Below are 21,562 nucleotides of genomic sequence, written 5' to 3'. Positions count from 1 at the left end.
TGTATGATGAATGAAAAAAATCCACCTCTCGTTTCCATCCTTATTCCTACTTATAATCGGCCTCATTATTTCAAAATTGCTCTAGAAAGTGCATTGGCACAAACTTATTCAAATATTGAAATCATCATCGGAGATGATAGTACAAATGATGAAACAGCAACTTTAATACGCGAACAATACTTACCAAATTATAAAAATATAACATACATTCGAAATACCCCTACTCTAGGACAATTTCACAATGACCTTATGCTCATAGAAAAATCAAATGGTGAGTATATAAATTTTTTAATGGACGATGACGTGTTTTATAAGCATAAAATACAAAAAATGATGACCTATTTTGAGCAAGATCCCAATAAAAATCTTGCTCTTGTTACTTCTTATCGAGTACGCATTGATGATCATGGAAATCTAATAGGTGATTCCCATCCAACACAAAGGTTATATAGTGAAGACACCCCATTAAACGGGATATTTTTAGGTAATTGGATGTTAAAGGGCGGACACAACATTATCGGTGAGCCTACAACTACTTTGTTCCGAAAGGAATTGCTCACTGAACCTTTTGGCACCCTTAAAGAGCGACAATATTCTTGTAGTGTTGATATGGCCTCATGGATTTCTTTACTTTCTAAAGGAAATGCAATATACATTTCTGAGCCTTTAAGTCAATTTCGCTACCATGCTGGACAACAAATACACAATAAGCTCCTTCAAGGTTGTGAAGATTTCACACACCTTGTTATAACAGCAAAAGAATATGGCTTTTTACAAAATACTACGGACTATAGAGCAGCTCTACTTAGTGCTTACCAATGGTGTAAAAGTTCCTTAAAATACTATCTTCATCAACTAGATATTTTTCCTGACGCACATGTACGTCTCTCTCATTGTTTGGATATAATTATTAAAGAGCTAAACAATTAAACTACTCTGCAAAATTAAAAGTGTATGGACTATATGTGAATCATTCGTATAGTTCATACATTCTTTCTCATACTATAAAGTGAAACTTTAATCAGCTCTCACCAATCGGGCTTTTACGGGCAGTTGATCCCCCACCTAACTTCTTCGCTTTCGCTGAATTTTGAGGTGGGGGTCTTACTGCCCATTAATGCGGGATAAAATCCATTACTATAAAGAGCAGTAGAAAGGAATACCTACATTGAAAGATCCAAATTCTCAATATCAAATAGACTACGTATTACTATTTATTTTATTTGCCATTGGGATTGTTAGTTGTTGTGCTATTGCAAGTGCGCAAGCCTCTTTACCGCCATTTTTACAAAACGTCAATTTTGTACTAAAGCAAATCCAATGGTATTTCATTGGATTTATAGCCATTGGTGTTATTATGATTATCGACTTCGATCGTTATCAAAAAATTGCTTGGTATTTGTACAGCTTTGCAATGGTACTACTTATTGGACTAGAACTTCAAGTACCAGGTGCCGTTACAATTAAAGGCGCTACCGCTTGGTACAGGCTCCCAGGCATCGGAAATTTTCAGCCTTCTGAAATTATGAAATTGTTTTTAATTATCGTCATTGGACGAATTATAGCAAATCATAATGAGAAATATTTTTCCCAAACGATACATGACGATTTTTTACTACTTGGAAAAATATTTGCGACAAGCTTGCCACCACTACTACTTATTGCAAAAGAACCAGATTTAGGAAACACAATGGTCATTTCAGCGATGCTTGCAGCAATGATACTAGTTTCTGGCATACGATGGCGTTTTATTTTTGGATTAGTTTCAGGTACTTTCGTTGCTGGATCTACATTAATATATATTTTTTTTACTCACACAGATTTCTTTAAAGCACACATTTTAAAAGAGTATCAATTAAATCGCTTCTACGGATGGTTAGCACCTTACAAATATGATGCACAAGGCTATCAATTAAGACAAGCATTCTTAGCGACTGGATCCGGAGAAATGCAAGGAAAAGGGTGGGAAAATGGACAAGTATATTTTCCAGAACCACATACAGATTTTATTTTCACTAATGTCGCTGAACAATTTGGCTTTCTAGGCGCAAGTGTCATTATTTCTCTTTTTTTCTTACTCATTTTTCGAATGATTCATATTGCTTTAGAAAGTAATGACCCTTTCGGTAGTTACATTTGCGCTGGTACAATCGGAATGTTTACTTTCCAAGTATTCCAAAATATCGGGATGACAATCGGATTACTTCCCATTACAGGGATAACATTACCTCTTATGAGTTACGGAGGAAGTTCACTGCTTACATACATGATTGCGATTGGATTCATTTTAAATGTTCGCTCAAGAACGAAAATCTTTATGTTTAAATGAACAACACAAAAACGCTATATTTTTATCTCTATCCTTTTTTAGATATACTAATGAAAAATACGATGGAGGTTTAAATATGAAATATGACATTATAGGAGATATTCATGGATGCTTCCAAGAGTTTCAAAATTTAACAGAGAAGCTAGGATATAACTGGAGTAGCGGTCTACCGGTTCACCCTGACCAACGTAAACTTGCATTCGTTGGCGATATTACAGACCGTGGTCCTCATTCATTACGTATGATTGAAATTGTATGGGAACTTGTCATACATAAAAAAGAAGCTTATTACGCTCCTGGAAATCACTGTAATAAACTATATCGATTTTTCCTTGGGCGTAATGTAACAGTCGCTCACGGACTTGAAACAACTGTTGCTGAATATGAGGCACTCCCTTCTCATAAGCAAAACATTATAAAAGAAAAGTTTATCACTCTTTATGAACAATCACCGCTCTACCACATACTAGATGAAAAAAGAGTAATCGTATGTCACGCTGGGATTCGGCAAGATTACATAGGAAGACGAGATAAAAAAGTACAAACCTTTGTATTATATGGCGATATTACAGGAGAAAAGCATGCCGATGGCTCACCTGTCCGTCGCGATTGGGCGCAAGAGTACAAGGGGCAAGCTTGGATTGTATATGGACATACACCAGTAGCAGAACCTCGATTCGTCAATCAGACAGTCAATATTGATACTGGTGCTGTATTTGGTGGCAAATTAACCGGATTACGTTATCCTGAAATGGAGACTATCTCTGTTCCTTCTTCTTTACCTTTTGTCGCTGAGAAATTCCGTCCAATTTCATAACTACCTTACTTAGCGAAAGATTACCGTATTATTTAGGCAGATCTCATATAAAACTAGGTAAAGTAATTAAAAAAAGATGCAATAAAGTGCATCTTTTTTTAATTACACTACATATAATGTCGCAGGAGGTGACAGAATGAAGAAAAAATCTTCTAAACAAAAAAGAAAATTTCCCCCTTTATATCTGCCCATGTACGGAATTAACAACTGGTGTAGTATTCGGGCTGCAGCGATAGAAGAACTGGAAGAACAAGAGTCATCAAAAAAAAGCAAAGTAAAACCAACATATGTCTCTTTAGAAAATGCTGTGATGAGCCGCATAATCGATCGCAGAAAAATAAAGATGCAGCAAAAAAATAAACAGCTCTCAAATCAAGATGAACAGGTAATACATTCTAATCAAACAGAAGAAAAGACGGAAGAAAATATTTCTGTAGCAATAAATAAAAAAGTGGAACCAGAAATTCCAGCTGCTATTATAAACAAAGTAAAAAAAATAAAAGAGGCATTGGCTTCATCGAATGATATACAAACTGAAAAACCACTCATAATTGAGACACCTACACCTGAAAATACAAAAGTTAAAAGGGGCGGCCGATATGCATATGCGGAAGGGCTTCACTCTCATGCGGAGGGCATGGCAGCACATGCGGAAGGCTTATTAACACACGCAAAAGGTTCTTTCTCTCATGCAGAGGGATCAAACTCAAAAGCAACTGGACATAGTTCGCATAGTGAGGGAAGTGAAACGACAGCAGGCGGAGCTTATTCTCATGCAGAGGGTAAACAGACGATTGCTTTAGGCGAAGCAGCACACGCAGAAGGAACCGCAACTATCGCTAACGGATCCTCTTCTCATGCGGAAGGTCATCATACATCAACAGCTCATTTTGCAGGTAGCCATATTATGGGGCGCTTCGGCACTGCAGAAGAAGCTTATTCTTGGTTTATTGCAAATGGTGTAAGCGACACCGACCATAATATCGGGGCTAAATGGCTTGCCCATAATGGAGAAATGTACATTGAGGGTGCGTCTTACAATGCAAGTGGAACGGATTTTGCACAAATGTTTGAAACCGAAGATCATAAACCTATTGATGTCGGTTATTTCGTTACATTTAGTAGCGAAGAAAAAATTCGGATAGCTACTTCACACGACTCGTTCATTTTAGGAATATCTAGTGCAACCCCTGCCCTTATAGGAAATAGCGGGGCTTTAAGTTGGGAAAAACGTTATAAAACAGATAACTTTGGAAAACGCCAATATGTATGGACGGAAACCGAAGAAATACAACCTCTTTTAAATACAGAATGGGATCCAACTCGCAAATATGTAGCCAGAAAAGATCGCGCCGAGTGGCTTCCTGTCGGATTAATTGGACAAATGTTAGTACGTGATGACGGCACTTGCGAAGCACATGGATTTTGTCTTCCAAATGACAATGGCATTGCTACAAAAGCCGAAAATGGATTTTTCGTTATAAAGCGTACGGGTGAAAACCAAATTTTAATATTATTCCGCTAAGAAAAAAGGGAACAAAATTCTTTATAATATAAGAATTTTGTTCCCTTTTTAAGTATGCCGCAACACTTCTTGCATATCGCTTGGAAGCTTTATAGTGAAAGACATCTCTTTCTCTAAAATAGGATGATAAAACGTCAAAGATTTACTATGAAGTGCTTGCCGTTTCATTTCATCCCTTCTCCCTCCATATAAGCTATCACCAAGTAATGGATGTCCTATATGAGCCATATGCACACGAATTTGATGCGTTCTTCCTGTCTCAAGCTCAAGCGCTACATGTGTCTTATGATATGTACTATCAATTACTTTAAAATGAGTAACTGCCCTTTGTCCATCCTCACAAACCATTCGCTCAATAATGCTATCAGATTTTCGACCAATTGGTGCATCAATCATTCCTTCTCGTTCTACAATCTTTCCGTGAACAATTGCTTCATACGTTCGTTTCACAGCTTTTTGTTGATGCTGCTTCGATAAAAGATGATGCACGAAACGATTTTTTGCAATAAGCATAAGCCCCGAAGTATCACGATCTAAACGTGTTACGATGTGCACTGTACTTGCAAGATGCTGCTTATCATAATGAGATAACAGCGCATTGGCAACACTTCCTGCCGGATGTTCTCTAGACGGAATCGTTGACATATTCGCCTCTTTATTAATGATAAGAACCGCGTCATCTTCATATATAATGCATAAAGGAATATCTTCTGCCATCATCCCTTCACTTCTTTCCTCCACTGGAAAAAAGACACGTAATTCTTCACCAGCACGCAACTGATGACGAACACTCGCATGTTGACCATTTACTTCAATTGCTCCGCCATGAAACTTTATATCCGTTAAAGCGGCTTTAGAAATACCTTTCGTTTTCAAAAATTCCCTAACTAAAGTTCCCTCTTCAGCCGGCCCTATATCCCATTTCAATGTAAATCTGTTCAAATATATAACCCTTTCTATTTATCTGCAACAAACGAGTCACGAACTCGTTTCCAGAACGGGAATGGGCGGAAACGAACAAATCGTACTTTCTCGTTTGCGACGCGATACTGGATTGATTTCACATCTTGATGAACCATCGTTAAATGATCCACTGTAATTTGTAAGTTCATTCCTGCAGCTGGCTTTAACACACATGTATGATGCTTCGGCAATACGAGTGGCGATCCTACAGTACGAAATACACGATTGTTAATGGACGCCATTTCTGCAATTTGAATCGCTTCAATAGATGGGTGAATAATTGCTCCGCCAAGCGCTTTATTATACGCGGTACTTCCTGAAGGAGTAGAGATACAAAGGCCATCTCCGCGGAATGTTTCAAAATATTCTCCGCGTATTTCTACTTCTGTTACTAATGTACCTTCTGCACTTTTTACAGTCGCCTCATTCATCGCTAAATACTGTGACTCTTTACTTCCATTCACATAGCGAATAATAACTTCTAAAAGCGGATATTCCACCACTTGGAATGGTGTTTTCGCAATCGCAATTACTAATTTCTCTACTTCTGTTGGTAACCAATCTGCATAGAAACCTAGATGTCCTGTATGTACACCAACAAATGCTGTTTCATCCAATCGATTATAATAACGATGAAACGCATATAAAAGCGTTCCATCTCCCCCAACAGAAATTACAATATCGGGTTCCTTTTCATCCATTATAAATCCAAAATCTAGCAAGTACTCTTTCATCGTGCTTGCCAGTGTATCTGATGATTGATCTCCCTTTGACATAATTGTAAATTTCATCGCCCAACACCCTTTAGTTTATGATTCGGAATCTTTCGTTTCTTGCTTTCTTGAAAAAGCCTTTTGCGCTTCTTGAATTTCAAGACGAATAGAAGACATTTCTTCATCTAATAAAAACGCCGCTTCAGCTGCACGTTGCAATCGTATTTTAATATCTTCAGGAAAACGTCCACTATATTTATAATTTAAAGAATGCTCAATTGTTGCCCAAAAGTTCATTGCTAGCGTGCGTATTTGGATTTCTACCAATACTTTTTGTTCACCTTGAATCGTTTGAACAGGATAACTAATGACAACATGATAAGAACGATAACCGCTATCTTTCTTTTGCGTGACATAATCACGTTCTTCCACGATTTCAAAGTCATTTCGTTTTCGAAGATATTCTACAACAGGCTTAATCTCATCAACAAATTGACACATCATTCTAAGCCCAGCAATATCCTGCATATCTTCTCTCAATCGGTCTAGCGGTACATTTCTCTTCTCCGCTTTATCAATAATACTTGCAACCGACTTTACCCTTCCTGTTACAAACTCAATTGGAGAATGCTCTGTTAACATTGCAAATTGAGTACGCATTCCTTTTAGTTTCACTTTTAGCTCTGCCACCGCTTGGTGGTAAGGTGCTAAAAATTCTTCCCAATTTCGATTCATTTCAACCACCACCAAAATCAATCCATTTGCTTATAGAAATACTTTTTCTACAGCAGTTACTAATTCTTCTCCGTAATTTGCATTACCTTCAATATTTTCAACTAAATATTCTACTTCTTCTTTTAATCCTTCTAATTCCATTTCAATGTCATTCACGCGAACGAACATAACCACATCGTTATTCATCGCTTCATGCATTGCTTCCCAGCATGTGTGCGGAATACTTACATAAATGAAAGATGATTCATTTTCTAAGATATATAAAAATGATAAATTGTCTGAGTCTACAAGTACGTGATTACGCGCACTTAACTCCTTTACCTCTATTTCACTATTTTCCGCACAAAAAATAAGAGCATTCTCTCTCTTTTCTACGCTCTTAACTTGGATTTTATTTTGCATGCTCTAACTCCTCCATCTCAACTTCCTGTCTTACTTAACAGTATTATTGTATCATAACATGGACGCAAACAAATAAAACATTGAACCAAATTTATGAAAAAGCGATAATGTGTAAAGAATTATTTTTCAAAAGGAGATTATACAATGACACAAGAAATTGAAATTGAATTCAAAAATATCGTTACAAAAGAAGAATTCGATACATTATGTAAATCGTTTTCTATTGAAGCATTTACAAAACAAGTGAATCACTACTTTGAAACACCTGACTTCTCGTTAAAAGAAGCTGGCTCTGCACTTCGTATTCGTCATAAAGGAGAAACTTATACGTTAACGTTGAAACAACCTGCAGAAATCGGTTTATTAGAAACGCATCAAGTCGTAACAGAAGACGAAGCAAAAATGATGATGGAAACAAACACAATCATTCAAGGAGCAGTAGTAGATCAATTACACAAATTACAAATTCCTGTTTCTGCTTTAACATATATGGGTAGTTTAACAACAGAAAGAGCAGAAACATTATTTAAAGGCGGAACGCTTGTCTTTGATCATAGTTTCTATTACAATCACGATGATTATGAAATTGAATTTGAAGTGCAAGATGAAGAAACAGGAAAAGCTGCATTTATTCATTTATTAACGCAACATAACATACCTGTTCGCCATACAAATAACAAAGTAAAACGCTTTTTCCTTGCCAAACAAAAAAAAGCACGCTAAAGTGAAAATTCCACTAGTGAATATGTTTCACTAGTGGATACATCTCACTAAAAAAGTTTACACCCGTAGAATAAGCAAAGAATCTTTGAGAAAGCTGTTTATTTGCCCTCTCGAACATTCCATTGCTACAATAGATATACATTTCATGGAAAAAGGAGTTTATAAAGGATGAGCAAGCAACCGATGACACCATTTGAAGCAATTGGCGGTGAACAATGCATTGCAATATTAGTAGATACATTTTATTCCTATGTCAGTAAACACCCTGACTTATCTCCCATCTTCCCGGAAGATTTAACAGAAACCGCTAGGAAGCAGAAGCAATTTTTAACACAATATTTAGGTGGTCCTAATTTGTACACTGAAGAACATGGTCATCCTATGTTAAGAGCACGCCATCTTCCGTTTGAGATTACTCCAAAACGAGCAGAGGCTTGGCTATCATGTATGGAGCAAGCAATGGATGATACTGGAGTTCATGGTCATATAAGAGAGTTTGTTTTTGAACGTTTAGCATTAACCGCTCAGCATATGGTTAATACTCCAAACGAAACAGGTGAAGTGTAATGGATAAGCAGGAAGCAAAGCATATAAATATGCCATCTCCTTCCGCATGCGAGCATAAGTCTGTAGAAGCATATTTATTTATTGATCCACTTTGTAAAGATTGCTGGGAAATTGAGCCTTTTATTATTAAACTATGGCTTGAATACGGGAAATACTTCTCTATTCGTCATATCGTAACAGGAAAAGTGGATGGAACGAACGCTTCCTCACACAAATGGAATAAACCTGCTAATATTCGATTTGTGTGGGAAAAGACAACCAGTTTACAAGGTTTTTCATGTGATGGAAAGGTACATATGCAAGAAGCATCGTCAACACCATATTTAGTTTCGATGGCAATTAAGGCAGCGGAGTTGCAAGGCCGAAAAGCAGGTTCGAAGTTTTTGCGAAAACTCCAAGAATACATTTTCCTTGAAAATGTATCAAACCCTGACTGCGAACTATTACTTGCATGTGCGAAAGATAGCAATATTGATGTAGAAGAATTTAAAAAAGATCTACATTCTGCTAGTGCAAAAAAAGCTTTCCAATGTGACTTGAAATTCACGAATGAAATGCATATTACAGAAATACCTTCCCTCGTCTTTTTTCATGCGAACTCAGATGAAGAAGGTATTAAAATCGCTGGAAATTATTCCTACGATGTATACGTACAATTATTGAAAGAACTTGTAAAATGTGAAATTGAGCCAGAACCATTACCACCTTTAGAAGTGTTACTAGAAGCAACACAATTTATATCTTCAAAAGAAGTAGCATTTATTTATGATTGTCCGCAACAAGAAATTGAACGCGAACTAAAAAAATTACAACTGAAACGAAAAGTACAAATGATAGAAGTAAAATGCGAACGTTATTGGAAATGGATAGCAAAAGAAAAAGACCTGGTGTAAACACCAGGTCTTTTTCTTTACGGCTTATAAAAATATTAAAGGGGATGGGAGAAATTTTCACGTTCAAACAAAGGGGTATATGTTTGTATGTGAATTCGTTCACGCTTATTATATTACAAGATTCGACGTCAGATGACAACCCCTTTTGTCGAATTTCACACTTTTGTCACATTCTAAACGTTTTCATTTTTGAATAAGCTATAAAAAAGGTCATTTAGGGGGTTTATTTATGAAAAAATCTTATATTGCTCTTCTCTTTCTAGCTGTCATCGTTTCTTTTTTCTTGTACATCCTCTCTCTACTACAAGCTTTTCCTAAAATTATTGCCTTACCTCTTTTATTTGGAATCATCGTTATCACTCTCTCTTATTTCAATTATAAAAAACGATTCAAAGGGTTTTAATTTTAAAAATCAGTCGTAAAACTATCCTTTCAGTTAGAAAAACAAAGAAATTCACCTTTCTCTCCGACAAATATCGACATTGAATCTATTCAACAAAAAGACGAGGATACAATCCCTCGTCTTTTTTCATTACTTTTCTTCAAATAATAATGCTTCTAATTCATTTAATTTCTCTTCAAATACTTGTAGTGCCTCTTTTACTGGTTCAGGAGATGCCATATCTACTCCTGCTTTTTTCAGCACTTCAATTGGATAATCAGAGCTTCCTGCTTTTAAGAACTCGTTAATATAACGTTCTACTGCTGGTTGTCCTTCTTCTAAAATCTGTTTAGATAGAGCTGTCGCTGCACTAAACCCTGTTGCGTATTGATATACGTAATAGTTGTAGTAGAAGTGTGGAATACGAGACCATTCTAAACCAATCTCTTCGTCGATTACTAAAGCGTCACCGAAATATTTCTTATTTAAATCATAGTAAATTTCCGTTAACATGTCTGGCGTAACAGCATGTCCTTCTTGTACTTTCTTATGAATAATATGTTCAAACTCTGCAAACATCGTTTGACGGAATACAGTACCACGGAACCCTTCTAAATAATGATTTAATAAATATAGACGCTCTTTCTTATCTTCTGTCGTTTTTAATAAATAATCATTTAGAAGTGCTTCATTACAAGTAGATGCCACTTCTGCTACGAAGATGGAATAATCACCATATACGTGCGGTTGTGTTTTTCTTGTATAGTAACTATGCACCGAATGACCAAACTCATGAGCAAGTGTAAATAAATTATTTACATTATCATGCCAGTTCATTAAAATATACGGATTTGTTCCATATGCACCAGATGAATATGCCCCGCTTCGTTTTCCTTTATTCTCATACACATCTACCCAGCGATTTTCATATGCCTCTTTCAAAATATCAACATATTCATCACCAAGTACGTTTAAAGATTTTAATAAAAGGTCTTGCGCTTCTTCGTATTTCACATTCATTTTCACTTCTGGTACAAGTGGTGTATATAAATCATACATATGAAGCTCATCAAGTCCTAGTGCACGCTTACGAATATCGATGTAACGGTGTAATAAATGTAAGTTGTCATTTACTGTTTCAACGAGTTGATCGTATACTGCTTCCGGAATATTATTATTGCTCAGTGCAGCTTGGCGAGCAGAATCATATTTACGAACACGCGCATTGAAATTATTACGTTTTACTGCTCCGCTTAACGTACTTGCGAATGTGTTTTTAAATTTTCCGTACGTTTCATATACAGCTTTAAATGCATCTTTGCGAACACGAGGATCATCACTTTCTAAAAACTGAATGTAACGGCCATGTGTAATTTCTATTTCTTCTCCGTCTTCCCCTTTAATAGATGGGAATTTTAAATCCGCGTTATTCAACATACCAAATGTATTGCTTGATGAACTCATTACTTCAGATGCTTCCGCTAATAAAGCTTCCTCAGCTTCTGATAATACGTGCGGGCGTTGACGTGTAATTTCTTCTAATGCATGTTCATATACACTTAAATCTCTATTTTCCTTCAAGAATGTTTGCAATGTATCTTCTGAAATCGATAAAATTTCAGGCACAATATACGCTGTGCTACTAGATACTTGTGAATATAAATTTGTTGCACGATCATTTAATGCTTGATATACAGAGTTTGTTGTATCTTGATCGTAACGCATATGAGCATATGTATATAACTTACCTAATCGCATTGATATTTCATCTTCATATTGCAATGCCTCAAGTAAATTGTCCGCAGAGTCACCAAGTTTCCCTTTAAATTCAGTTAACTTCGGTAATAGCTCTTTAATAGCTTGGAATTCTTTTTCCCATTCTGCATCCGTTTGGAAAATATCTTCTAATCGCCACGTACTTGCTTCTTCAATCTCGTTGCGATCTGGTAATGCTTTCGCTTTGTTTTGTTCAGACATTCTTTAAGCCCTCCTTTAAATATCTCTACTTAAGTACAATTCGTTTTTTTCTTATGTAATTCCTTCACAATCATTCTTTATTATATCCGCTTTTCCTCCTCTCATGTTAAAATTTGCCTCAAATAAAGATAGCGCATGTATTAAGCAAATCTCATCATGTTTCATAATTTCCTCCTCTGTTTTTAACATCACGGCATCCCTTATTTTTCGGTACGTATAAGTTCTCACTTTACGTAAAACACCTATATAGCATAAAAATGTCATATATTCAGTAACTGCCATTTTCCATATGTGCTGCGAAAAGTACGGAAGTATCCGCCTTTTCGTATACCTTTTTACATAACTACACACGTATTGAAGAGAAATACACTCTCCCACTGCAAGCTCCCCTATACACTTCATATATAGAAAAGCTTGCCATATAAATGGGTTTGTTTGAAAAGCAAATGCAGAAGGGAGTGGAACACCAATTTCAGAAGGAAAGCTCGCTGGGGTACATTTAAATTGATATAAGAGGCGTAATAATGACTTATAATTATAATTCCAAATCGGTAAGGCATTTTGGCGAAAGTTTTTCTTTCTCTTCTTCCACTCTTCACCCAATCTTTCTTTCCCGAAAGGAACAGGAGAAAAAAGCATTTCAAAAGTAGTCGCATCAGTTGGTAAATATATAGTATGTGAGAAAAAAACATTTGTAGAAAAGGGAGTGACAAATGCACATTTCATAAATGATTTTTGTTTCGGACAGAAGAAAATAAGAAGTGGCTGAGGATAAGATTGTAAGGAGAAAGCCATAAGTGAGGAAAATTTCATCCAATATGCAGATTGCTTTTTCAATTGATTTCCACCAACGATCCAAATGACCTGTATACCAGCTTGCCAATACGAATATGTTCTTTTGTACAGCTGCTCTATAGCGAGGTTTGCACATTGGTATTCAATTGCAATTTTTCTACCCGCCCTCTCTACAAAAACATCTGGTCGTTGCTTAATTTCTGGGAGGTAGTACTCTATATCCACCTGAAAGTTTTGACGTTTGAACCATCTATATAACAATTCTTTACCATGCATATGATACTTTGATTCCGCTTCATAAAAGGCAAGACATGAATCCACTTTTTTATGAGCAAAATGCCAACTTTTTTGTTTCCCTAATTTCATTTGCACTTCCTTTCCGCAAGCTACACAAAAGAATCGTTCTTGTTGACGCATACGGCGCAAAAGCTCTTCATTACAATTATAGAGTAAATGAATTTTTTCACCGTTTTCTCTTTTAGCGATAAATATCGTAATCACACCCTTTCAGCTCCTTATATTCTACAATTTGTTACAAATTCCTTTTAAAAAAGAGATGTCCCAATTTCGGACATCTCTTTTTATAATAAAGGTGATAATAATCGGTACGTTGATTCAACAATTCGTCTATGAAGACGTCTTTTATGAAAATGATCACCATGAATTTCACTTGATTCTTCTAAATCATCTTTAAAGTCTTGAACAAGTTTTCGAATGCTATCTGTATCATATAAAAAGGCATTTACTTCAAAATTCAAATGAAAACTTCTCATATCCATATTAGCTGTCCCAATTGAAGCTAAATCAGAATCAACGATGACAATTTTACTATGAAGAAAACCTTTTTCGTATTCATATATCTTTACTCCTGCATCTAAAAGCTCTGGGAAGTACGATCTCGATGCGTAAAAGACAGTACGCTTATCCGGTTTACTCGGCATTAATAAACGAACATCAATACCAGCAAGTGCAGCAACCTTTAATGCGGATAAAATATCATCATCCGGAATAAAATACGGCGTTGCAATCCAAATTGATTTCCGAGCAGAAGCGATCATTGCGAAATATAAATGCTTAATCGTTTCCCACTTATTATCGGGGCCACCTGCAACTAGCTGCACTCCTCCCCAATGATCACCCTCAACTGCTTTTGCTTGTAAATATTCAGGGGCTAGCACAGCCTCTCCAGTCATATAAAACCAGTCTTGAAGGAAAATAAGTTGTAAACTTTGAACCGCTTCACCACGTAAATACAAATGCGTATCTCGCCAAAAGCCAAAATATTTATTTTTCCCTAAATACTCATCACCGATATTTAATCCGCCTACAAATCCTTCGTTCCCATCAATCACAACAATTTTCCTATGATTTCGATAATTAATCTTATCGTTTAAAATCGGAAAGCGCACAGGAAAGAATGGAATCATTTCTACACCTGCATCGTTTAATTCTTCAATATACGATTTCGATAACTTAAAACTTCCAACCGCATCATATAAAAAGCGAACAACAACGCCTTCTTTCGATTTTTGTATTAAAATATCTTTAATTTCTGTTCCTAATTTATCATCACGCACAATGTAATATTCCATATGAATGTGATGTTTCGCTCGTTTTAACCCATTTAAAATAGCCCGAAACGTTTCATCTCCATTTGTTAATGTCCTCGTTTCAGTTTGAAATGAAATATTTAAAGCTCCTAATCGATCCGCTAAACGAAATAACAGTTCTTGATGCTTATGATTGCGTAAAATTCGTTCTTCGTAATCTTCATGCCCTTTATATTGTAAAAACGCCTGTTCATCAAGTAACGCCTTCTTTTGGAACATTCTTTTTCTTCGAAAATTTTGTCCGAATAATAAATAAGCAAAGAAACCAAATACCGGAAAAATTCCTAAAACAATTAACCATGTAAGTGTTTTAGATGGATGTCGATTTTCTAAGAAAATAACGCAACCAATTAAAAACGCAGATACTGTAAATAAAATACTAATAATACCTAAAATCGAAACATCTTTTATCCCAATCACATCTGAATAAAATGCTACATCAATAAACATACGTAACGAAACAAATAATGCGAACAATAGCAGTATAAAGAAAATCAGCTTTAACGTATTTTTCATCTCTTACCTCCTAACTAAGAAAGCTTTCCTATTCTTCATATAAAAAGCCGATTTCATACTACAGAAATCGGCCTACGTTTTAGCAGGAAAATTATTGCGAATCGTTTCAAGCGCATGCTCTTTCACAATTTGTTTTCCATACTCACTTACACGATGAATTGTTAAAGTTGATTCTTCTCCATATTCTAAAATAATACTTAAAATACGATCGATTTCTTCTTCATCATGTAGCACTTCATCGAATTCCACATATACATAATAGCGGTCCTCAAATGAATACAGCTCATCTTTTATATCTTCAAAGATAAGACGATGACTTAATGAAATGACATCTTCAAAATCATTAAATTTAATTAAAAAGCCAAACGTACCATCTTCATTAAAGTTTGTTCCTGTTTGTTCTTCTACCTCTTCGACTAATTCTTGTTGGAATAATGATTCGATGCCTTCATCTAGAGGAATATCTATAATTTTGTCTACCCCTATCGGTAGTTCCAGCTTTTGTCCGTCCTTTGAAAGCTCTGCTTTCGTGACAAGTACTTCAATCCCTTTATCGACTGCTTGCACTTGAATCCATAACGGTCCATCAATAAAGAAATCGTCATGATCACGAGCTTCGTCCATCATCTCCCAAAAGAGCTCTTCACTTCGTTCGCGATCATACCAAATTTCTTCACGATTAAATCCTCTATCCTCTATATCAATGTACGTAATAAAAAATTTCATCGTATGATCATTAATTCTTTCAATATCCAAAATACAACTCTCCCTTCCTGCTTAGAATTGTTATGAAGGGATTCCCCACTCATATGACAAATCAATAGATTCTTGTACTCTCATTTTATGATAAGATTCTCCAGAATGGAAATAAAATCGATTTATTTTACAAAAATAGTTATATGCCTATCTTTACTCGATAAACTACATAAATATATTATTATAGCGATTTCTTACTTACAAAAAATTTGGACATACATTTCCACATTCCCCCGTACACTGTAATAAAGTGAAACTTCTATTAGAAGAGATTATTTAACAACAACTTTCTTCATCACATACATATAGTTCGCTTATTAAAACATCATAAATGGAGGCAGACGAATGGACTTAGAGTTTTTAACATCCGTACTAATGATTGTCGGTATCGATGTTGTATTAGGTGGTGACAATGCAATCGTCATCGCACTAGCTAGCCGAAATTTACCTGAATCGAAACGAAATAAGGCTATTTTGATCGGTACTCTTTTAGCGATTGTACTAAGAATCATCCTTACTATACTAGCTGTCTATTTACTCGACATTCCATTTCTACAATTGATTGGCGGGGTTTTACTTACATTAATTGCAGTCAATTTATTAACCGATAATAGCAACGATCTTTCTTCTATTCAAGGAAAAACAACTTTATTTCAAGCTGTGCGGACAATTGTTTTCGCGGATCTCGTTATGGGGTTTGATAATGTTATTGCCATTGCAGGTGCAGCTCACGGGAGATTTTTACTCGTCATAATCGGCTTACTCATTTCTATCCCGATTATTATTTGGGGCAGCAAACTTATTTTAATACTTATGGAACGATTTCCATTCCTCATTTATTGCGGTGCAGCGATTCTTGCCTATACTGCAGGAAAAATGGTTACACATGAAGACAGACTTGCAACCTTTTTTCATAACAATCCAAGTTTCACTACAAGCATTCCTTATTTGTTCATTTTCACTATTTTATGCATCGGCTTTATCGTACAACAAGTTCGATTACGCAATGTGAAACATTAAAAAAAACCTTCTACTATATAATAGGTAGAAGGTTTTCATATTATTATAATTAATTTACAAGACGTTGTGCTTCACGTAATTGGAACGTTCTTACTGTACGTGGTAAGAAACGACGAATTTCGTCTTCGTTGTAACCAACTTGAAGGCGTTTCTCGTCAATCATAATTGGACGACGTAAAATCCCTGGATAGTCACGAATCATCTTATATAAATCTTGAAGTGGTAAAGACTCTAAGTTTACATTCAATTCTTGGAAAACTTTCGAACGAGTAGAAATAATCTCATCCGTTCCGCTTTCTGTCATACGTAAAATCTCTTTAATTTCCTCAATCGTTAATGGATCTGAGAAAATATTACGTTCTGTATAGGGAATATGATTTTCCTCTAGCCATAATTTCGCCTTTCTACAAGACGTACAGCTTGGAGAACTATATAATGTTACCATACAAAGCTCACTCTCCTTAAAGAGTACAAATTCTGTACTAAATACAGTTTTAATTTCTAACTTCAGCAATTTTTCGCGATAACTTGTCTTATTGAAAAGTACAAAAATCGCATTTCATGTAAGCAACAACTTATAATAAACAACAATTACTTTTAATAAGTAACTTCTATAATCATTATACAATAGATTTTGCAAGAAATATACAGTAAATTTCCTGCTAGTTGAGAAAACTCTTCCGTGTATTTCACTGCTATGTAACATGATTACGCTCACTTCAGCTGTACTTTAACAATAACTTTCAATCCTTTTACTACTCACTTCTCATAGATTTTTCATATAATATATAGTTATTTATCTATAATCTTCCCTATGAAAAAGAGAACGTTTTCTTACTTTTTCTTGATAAATCAATTAAGAAATGTAAGACTATACAAATGAGAATGAAAAGGAACGTTTGTTCTTATTTTAACAAATATCCTCCCTCCTGTCTACACGATTTCTAAAGTAAATTAAATATTTTTCTGACATTTCTTTCTTTTTCATTTTTTATCTCATACAATAAACATACAGACAGGCAAAGGGGGAGTTTTCAAATGATTGCTTTTTTTATTGATTTTATTACGGTTGCTGCCCTCATCATCGGAATAACAGCATTGATTGGTGTCATTACAAATAGCATCGGCGAAAAGCTCTTTGGTGGAAAAGAAAAAATGAAGTTTGTTAACAAAAGTTTGGATGTACAATCTGGCTGGAACCAAGTTGGCGGAAAAGGCATTTATAAGAAACGAACGTATTAAAAAAAAAGCAGGCGATCACCTGCTTTTTTTTTATTTCTCTACTGACGCCCATTTAAAGCTTAAATCGCCGCCATATTTATGGTTATACATATTTTTAATTGAATCTCTTTGTAAATATGCTCTACCACGTTGATATACTGGAACGATCGCAGCATCATCAAGTAACATTTTTTCTGCTTCTAATAAGTTCTTCCAACGAGCATTTACATCGCTTCCATCTTTTTTCGCCTTCATAATGATTTCATCGTATTTTGGATTAGAGTACTTCATCTTATTTTGTGACCCATCTGTTACAAACATATCAAGATATGTAATTGGATCTGGGAAGTCCGCACTCCATCCAGAGAATGACATGACATAATCGCCCGCATCTTCTAATTTTAGTTTTTGTGCGAATGGTTGTTGTTTAATTTTTACTGTTAAACCTGGTAAATTCTTTTCTAATTCACCTTTTAAATATTCACCAGTTTTCTTTGATAACTCTACATCTTCATTTAATAATTCTAATTCGATTTCATTTTTACCAAGTTCTTTTTTACCAGCTTCCCAATATTTCTTCGCTTCTTTCACGTTTGGTTTTACAATATCCCCGTTTACAGCACGGAAATCTTTTTTATCTGGTCCTTTAATGAAGTTATCAGGAATTAATCCTGTTGCTGGCTTAGAACCGTTATTTAATAATGTATCCACGAATGGCTTACGGTCAAAAGCAAGTGAAATTGCTTTACGAATATTTTTATTTGCTAAAGCTGGATCTTTTTGATTTAAACGAAGGAAGAATACAGATGTATCTTCTACTGTTTGGAAATCTGGTTTTCCTTTATATTTATCAATAAACTCCGCTAATAACGACGCTCGATCAATTGCATTTGTTTCATATAAGTTAATTGGCGTAGATGTATCTTTTACAATATTAAAGTTTACTTCTTCAATCTTCACTTCTTTATTGTCCCAATATGACGCGCTCTTTGTCATTTTAAAGCTACGTTCATGTTGCCAATCACTTAATGTAAATGGTCCGTTATAAAGCGTTGTATTCGCTTCCAAACCAAACTTCGTACCTTGCTCTTTCACAAACTTTTCATTCACAGGATAGAAGATTGGATATACCATTAAATCTACAAGGTATGGAATTGAATTATCTAATTCCACTTCTAATGTATAATCATCAATCGCCTTTACCCCTAATTGATCCGGACTCATCTCTTTTTTATTAATTTTCTCTGCATTTTTTATATCATACATAATGTACGCTGATTTCGCAGCTGTATCTGGGTTAATCGCTCTTTGCCATGCGTATACGAAATCTTTTGCCGTCACAGGATCACCATTTGACCATTTTGCGTCTTCACGTAATTTAAATGTATATTTTTTACCATCTTCTGATTTTTGGAATTCCTTCGCTACACCAGGAACTAGCTTATCATCTTTTCCTAAACTGTATAAGCCTTCCATCGTATTACCCATTACTCTTGAAGAAACTGCATCAGCTGATAACGCTGGATCCATCGTTGGAATTTCTTGCGTTTCAATTAAGTTAATAACTTGCTTCGCACCGCTTTTCCCGCTATCCCCTTTTGCGTTCGCTTGCGGTTCATCTTTTTGGTAGCTACATGCCCCTAACATCATGCTCATTGCTACTGTTGATACTACAAAAACTGGCATCTTTTTTTTCATACTTCCACCCTCCATAAAAATGTTAGCCCTTTCATTTTCAAACAGAAAGAAATATATATATGTTCTAATAATTCATATTATACACACAAATATATTTTTTGTATATTTATATTTCTATTTCATTAAAATTTCCTGTTAAAAAATAAATCTTTGTAAACGTTTCATATTGCTGATTATTCTTACTAAAGTGTTAAAAACAATATTTTTTATACTTTTCTAAATTATCAGAGAAAAATGAATTTTATATCTCATAATACTTTATGTATAATTATCCTTTGGTTTTTATCATAAAATAGCACTCTCTTCATAATAAAAATATGTAGGCTAAAATGAGTGCAAAGGTTAAGAAAGTATGTTACGATACATTTTGCTAAAAATAGATATCGGTAAAGAGGGGACGGACATGGCAGCAATTCAGGCAAAAAACGGGCCTACTGAGAAATTAAGTTTATTCTTATTAACATGGCCTATTTTTCTAGAAGTTTTTCTTTTTATGTTAATGGGGATCGCTGATACTTTCATGTTAAGTGCATTATCAGACGATGCTGTATCTGGGGTTGGTGCAGCGAATCAATACCTCCATATCGCTATTTTGGTACTAGAAGTCATCGGGAACGGCGCAGCTATCGTCGTATCTCAATACCTCGGTTCCAAACGCTTTATGGAAGCATCTAAAATATCAGCATTAGCCGTCACATTAAATTTAATAGTTGGGCTCGTTATAAGCGCTGGTTTTCTTTTATTTTCGAAACATATGATGCTCGCAATGAACTTACAAGGCGATGTACTAACGTATGCGCAAAACTACTTATCTATCGTCGGAGGAGCCATCTTCCTACAAGCTATTATTAACTCATTAGCCGCAATTATCCGTGTACACGGTTTCACAAAGCAAGCGATGTTTATTTCACTCGGAATGAATATGATTCATATCGCTGGAAACTATGTACTCATTTTCGGGAAATTTGGTTTCCCTGAGCTCGGTGTACAAGGGGCTGCCATTTCTTCTGCTGTCAGCCGACTTATAGCGCTTATTGTTTTCTTCTGGTTACTATACCGCGTTATGGAATATCGTGTAAAATTACAATATTATTTCACCTTATCAAAAGAATATATCGGGAAAATTTTAAAAATCGGGATTCCATCTGCTTTTGAGCAAGTTATGTATCAAGCTTGTCAAATTGTCTTCTTATACTATGCAACATATTTAGGAACGGAATCGTTAGCGGCTAGACAATACGCTACGAACATTTCTATGTTCACTTATTTATTCGCTATTGCAATTGGTATGGGAACAGCCATTATTATTGGCCGCCTCGTTGGTGGTGGCGAAAAAGATGAAGCATACGAACGCTTGTGGAAAAGTGTAAAATGGGCGATTGGTGTAACTTTATGTATGGTCGCTCTCGTTATTACATTCCGTACACAATTAATGGGACTGTTTACAGATAATCCGTACATTATCGGGTTAGGCGCAAGTGTTCTTTTACTAAGTGTACTACTTGAAACGGGACGTACGATGAATATCGTCATCATTAATTCGCTTCGTGCAGCTGGTGATGCAAAATATCCTGTTTTAATCGGTGCATTCTCTATGGTGTTAATGAGTTTACCACTAGGTTACTTTTTCGCCTTTCATTTAGATATGGGGCTCGTTGGTATTTGGCTAGCAATCGCCATCGACGAATGGACACGTGCCATTATTATGTTCTTCCGCTGGAAAAGTAGAGCGTGGGAGCGTTATGCACTTGTTAAACCTGAAGAACAAGAGGAGAATGTTTCTGTTCAAGTTCAGTAATTTTGCATATGGATATCACTAATGATACATGAGATTTATATCGGCGATTCTTTAAATATATCGACTGACCGACAAATGTATACAATTCTTTTATATAGTAGAAAAAGAGCCATCCTTCCATA

The 21,562-nt window shown here is 35.4% G+C and carries 21 protein-coding genes; 11 read left to right on the top strand and 10 right to left on the bottom strand.

Annotated features, from left to right (window positions below; all coding sequences use genetic code 11):
• Positions 1-3: 3 nt before the first annotated feature.
• The 4 genes from ACTFRM_RS02505 to ACTFRM_RS02490 all read left to right on the top strand — a co-directional run bounded on the left by ACTFRM_RS02505 (position 4) and on the right by ACTFRM_RS02490 (position 4,671).
• The gene (locus tag ACTFRM_RS02505; protein ID WP_000980807.1) at positions 4-930 is read left to right on the top strand and encodes a glycosyltransferase family 2 protein; all 927 of its coding nucleotides are present in this window, start codon (positions 4-6) and stop codon (positions 928-930) included.
• Positions 931-1,168: 238 nt separating this feature from the next.
• A complete protein-coding gene (locus ACTFRM_RS02500; RefSeq protein WP_000654702.1) occupies positions 1,169-2,329 on the top strand; it encodes an FtsW/RodA/SpoVE family cell cycle protein in 1,161 nt (386 codons plus the stop codon).
• 76 nt (positions 2,330-2,405) lie between these two features.
• Positions 2,406-3,146 carry a bis(5'-nucleosyl)-tetraphosphatase PrpE gene (prpE, locus tag ACTFRM_RS02495; RefSeq protein WP_000872698.1) on the top strand — a complete coding sequence of 247 codons (741 nt, stop codon included), beginning with the start codon at positions 2,406-2,408 and terminating at the stop codon, positions 3,144-3,146.
• A 136-nt stretch (positions 3,147-3,282) separates the two neighbouring features.
• Positions 3,283-4,671 carry a peptidase G2 autoproteolytic cleavage domain-containing protein gene (locus ACTFRM_RS02490; RefSeq protein ID WP_000730517.1) on the top strand — a complete coding sequence of 463 codons (1,389 nt, stop codon included), beginning with the start codon at positions 3,283-3,285 and terminating at the stop codon, positions 4,669-4,671.
• A 48-nt stretch (positions 4,672-4,719) separates the two neighbouring features.
• Here the strand turns inward: ACTFRM_RS02490 and ACTFRM_RS02485 are convergent, their stop codons facing one another.
• From ACTFRM_RS02485 to ACTFRM_RS02470, 4 genes are read right to left on the bottom strand one after another with little or no spacing between them, the layout of a single operon-like run.
• A complete protein-coding gene (locus ACTFRM_RS02485; RefSeq protein WP_001079134.1) occupies positions 4,720-5,613 on the bottom strand; it encodes an RluA family pseudouridine synthase in 894 nt (297 codons plus the stop codon).
• Between the two features lie 14 nt (positions 5,614-5,627).
• Positions 5,628-6,425: an NAD kinase gene (locus tag ACTFRM_RS02480; protein ID WP_000673190.1), complete on the bottom strand. Its 798-nt coding sequence runs from the start codon at positions 6,423-6,425 to the stop codon at positions 5,628-5,630.
• Positions 6,426-6,443: 18 nt separating this feature from the next.
• A complete protein-coding gene (locus tag ACTFRM_RS02475) occupies positions 6,444-7,082 on the bottom strand; it encodes a GTP pyrophosphokinase (RefSeq protein ID WP_001081482.1) in 639 nt (212 codons plus the stop codon).
• 30 nt (positions 7,083-7,112) lie between these two features.
• On the bottom strand, positions 7,113-7,484 hold the full coding sequence (locus ACTFRM_RS02470; RefSeq protein ID WP_001180003.1) for a hypothetical protein: 372 nt from the start codon (positions 7,482-7,484) through the stop codon (positions 7,113-7,115).
• Positions 7,485-7,628: 144 nt separating this feature from the next.
• Between ACTFRM_RS02470 and ACTFRM_RS02465 the strand changes: the two genes are divergently transcribed.
• From ACTFRM_RS02465 to ACTFRM_RS02450, 4 genes are all read left to right on the top strand, one after another.
• Entirely contained in the window at positions 7,629-8,207 is a 579-nt protein-coding gene (locus ACTFRM_RS02465; protein ID WP_000191121.1) for a CYTH domain-containing protein, read from the top strand.
• Positions 8,208-8,375: 168 nt separating this feature from the next.
• Positions 8,376-8,774: a globin domain-containing protein gene (locus ACTFRM_RS02460; RefSeq protein ID WP_000043386.1), complete on the top strand. Its 399-nt coding sequence runs from the start codon at positions 8,376-8,378 to the stop codon at positions 8,772-8,774.
• The gene (locus ACTFRM_RS02455) at positions 8,774-9,667 is read left to right on the top strand and encodes a ClpXP adapter SpxH family protein (RefSeq protein ID WP_000360645.1); all 894 of its coding nucleotides are present in this window, start codon (positions 8,774-8,776) and stop codon (positions 9,665-9,667) included. The genes ACTFRM_RS02460 and ACTFRM_RS02455 overlap by 1 nt, the downstream gene beginning before the upstream one ends.
• A gap of 229 nt (positions 9,668-9,896) precedes the next feature.
• Entirely contained in the window at positions 9,897-10,070 is a 174-nt protein-coding gene (locus ACTFRM_RS02450; RefSeq protein WP_000750355.1) for a hypothetical protein, read from the top strand.
• Positions 10,071-10,199: 129 nt separating this feature from the next.
• Here ACTFRM_RS02450 and pepF read toward each other — a convergent pair whose 3' ends face one another.
• From pepF to mecA, 4 genes are all read right to left on the bottom strand, one after another.
• The gene (gene pepF, locus ACTFRM_RS02445) at positions 10,200-12,026 is read right to left on the bottom strand and encodes an oligoendopeptidase F (RefSeq protein WP_000003348.1); all 1,827 of its coding nucleotides are present in this window, start codon (positions 12,024-12,026) and stop codon (positions 10,200-10,202) included.
• Positions 12,027-12,077: 51 nt separating this feature from the next.
• Positions 12,078-13,322: a competence protein CoiA gene (locus ACTFRM_RS02440; RefSeq protein ID WP_000628316.1), complete on the bottom strand. Its 1,245-nt coding sequence runs from the start codon at positions 13,320-13,322 to the stop codon at positions 12,078-12,080.
• 80 nt (positions 13,323-13,402) lie between these two features.
• On the bottom strand, positions 13,403-14,947 hold the full coding sequence (locus ACTFRM_RS02435) for a cardiolipin synthase (protein WP_000799194.1): 1,545 nt from the start codon (positions 14,945-14,947) through the stop codon (positions 13,403-13,405).
• A 72-nt stretch (positions 14,948-15,019) separates the two neighbouring features.
• Positions 15,020-15,703, bottom strand: coding sequence for an adaptor protein MecA (gene mecA, locus ACTFRM_RS02430; protein ID WP_000350713.1), 684 nt, complete (start codon positions 15,701-15,703; stop codon positions 15,020-15,022).
• Positions 15,704-16,048: 345 nt separating this feature from the next.
• Between mecA and ACTFRM_RS02425 the strand changes: the two genes are divergently transcribed.
• Positions 16,049-16,723, top strand: a complete 675-nt coding sequence (locus ACTFRM_RS02425) for a TerC family protein (protein ID WP_000362607.1) — start codon at positions 16,049-16,051, stop codon at positions 16,721-16,723.
• Positions 16,724-16,772: 49 nt separating this feature from the next.
• Here ACTFRM_RS02425 and spx read toward each other — a convergent pair whose 3' ends face one another.
• The gene (spx, locus tag ACTFRM_RS02420; RefSeq protein WP_000258267.1) at positions 16,773-17,168 is read right to left on the bottom strand and encodes a transcriptional regulator Spx; all 396 of its coding nucleotides are present in this window, start codon (positions 17,166-17,168) and stop codon (positions 16,773-16,775) included.
• A 593-nt stretch (positions 17,169-17,761) separates the two neighbouring features.
• Here spx and ACTFRM_RS02415 point away from each other — a divergent pair.
• Complete coding sequence (locus ACTFRM_RS02415; RefSeq protein ID WP_000559971.1) at positions 17,762-17,965, top strand: hypothetical protein; 204 nt, start codon at positions 17,762-17,764, stop codon at positions 17,963-17,965.
• A gap of 30 nt (positions 17,966-17,995) precedes the next feature.
• Here ACTFRM_RS02415 and ACTFRM_RS02410 read toward each other — a convergent pair whose 3' ends face one another.
• Positions 17,996-19,642 carry a peptide ABC transporter substrate-binding protein gene (locus ACTFRM_RS02410; protein ID WP_000728609.1) on the bottom strand — a complete coding sequence of 549 codons (1,647 nt, stop codon included), beginning with the start codon at positions 19,640-19,642 and terminating at the stop codon, positions 17,996-17,998.
• 352 nt (positions 19,643-19,994) lie between these two features.
• On the opposite strand from ACTFRM_RS02410, the gene ACTFRM_RS02405 reads away from it, so the two are divergent.
• Entirely contained in the window at positions 19,995-21,440 is a 1,446-nt protein-coding gene (locus ACTFRM_RS02405; RefSeq protein WP_002164600.1) for an MATE family efflux transporter, read from the top strand.
• Positions 21,441-21,562 lie beyond the last annotated feature (122 nt).

Source organism: Bacillus cereus group sp. MYBK227-1 (genome assembly GCF_051916325.1).
Lineage (GTDB): Bacteria > Bacillota > Bacilli > Bacillales > Bacillaceae_G > Bacillus_A > Bacillus_A cereus.
Note: the sequence above shows the minus strand (reverse complement) of the source record. Positions and strands in the feature narration are given on the sequence as shown.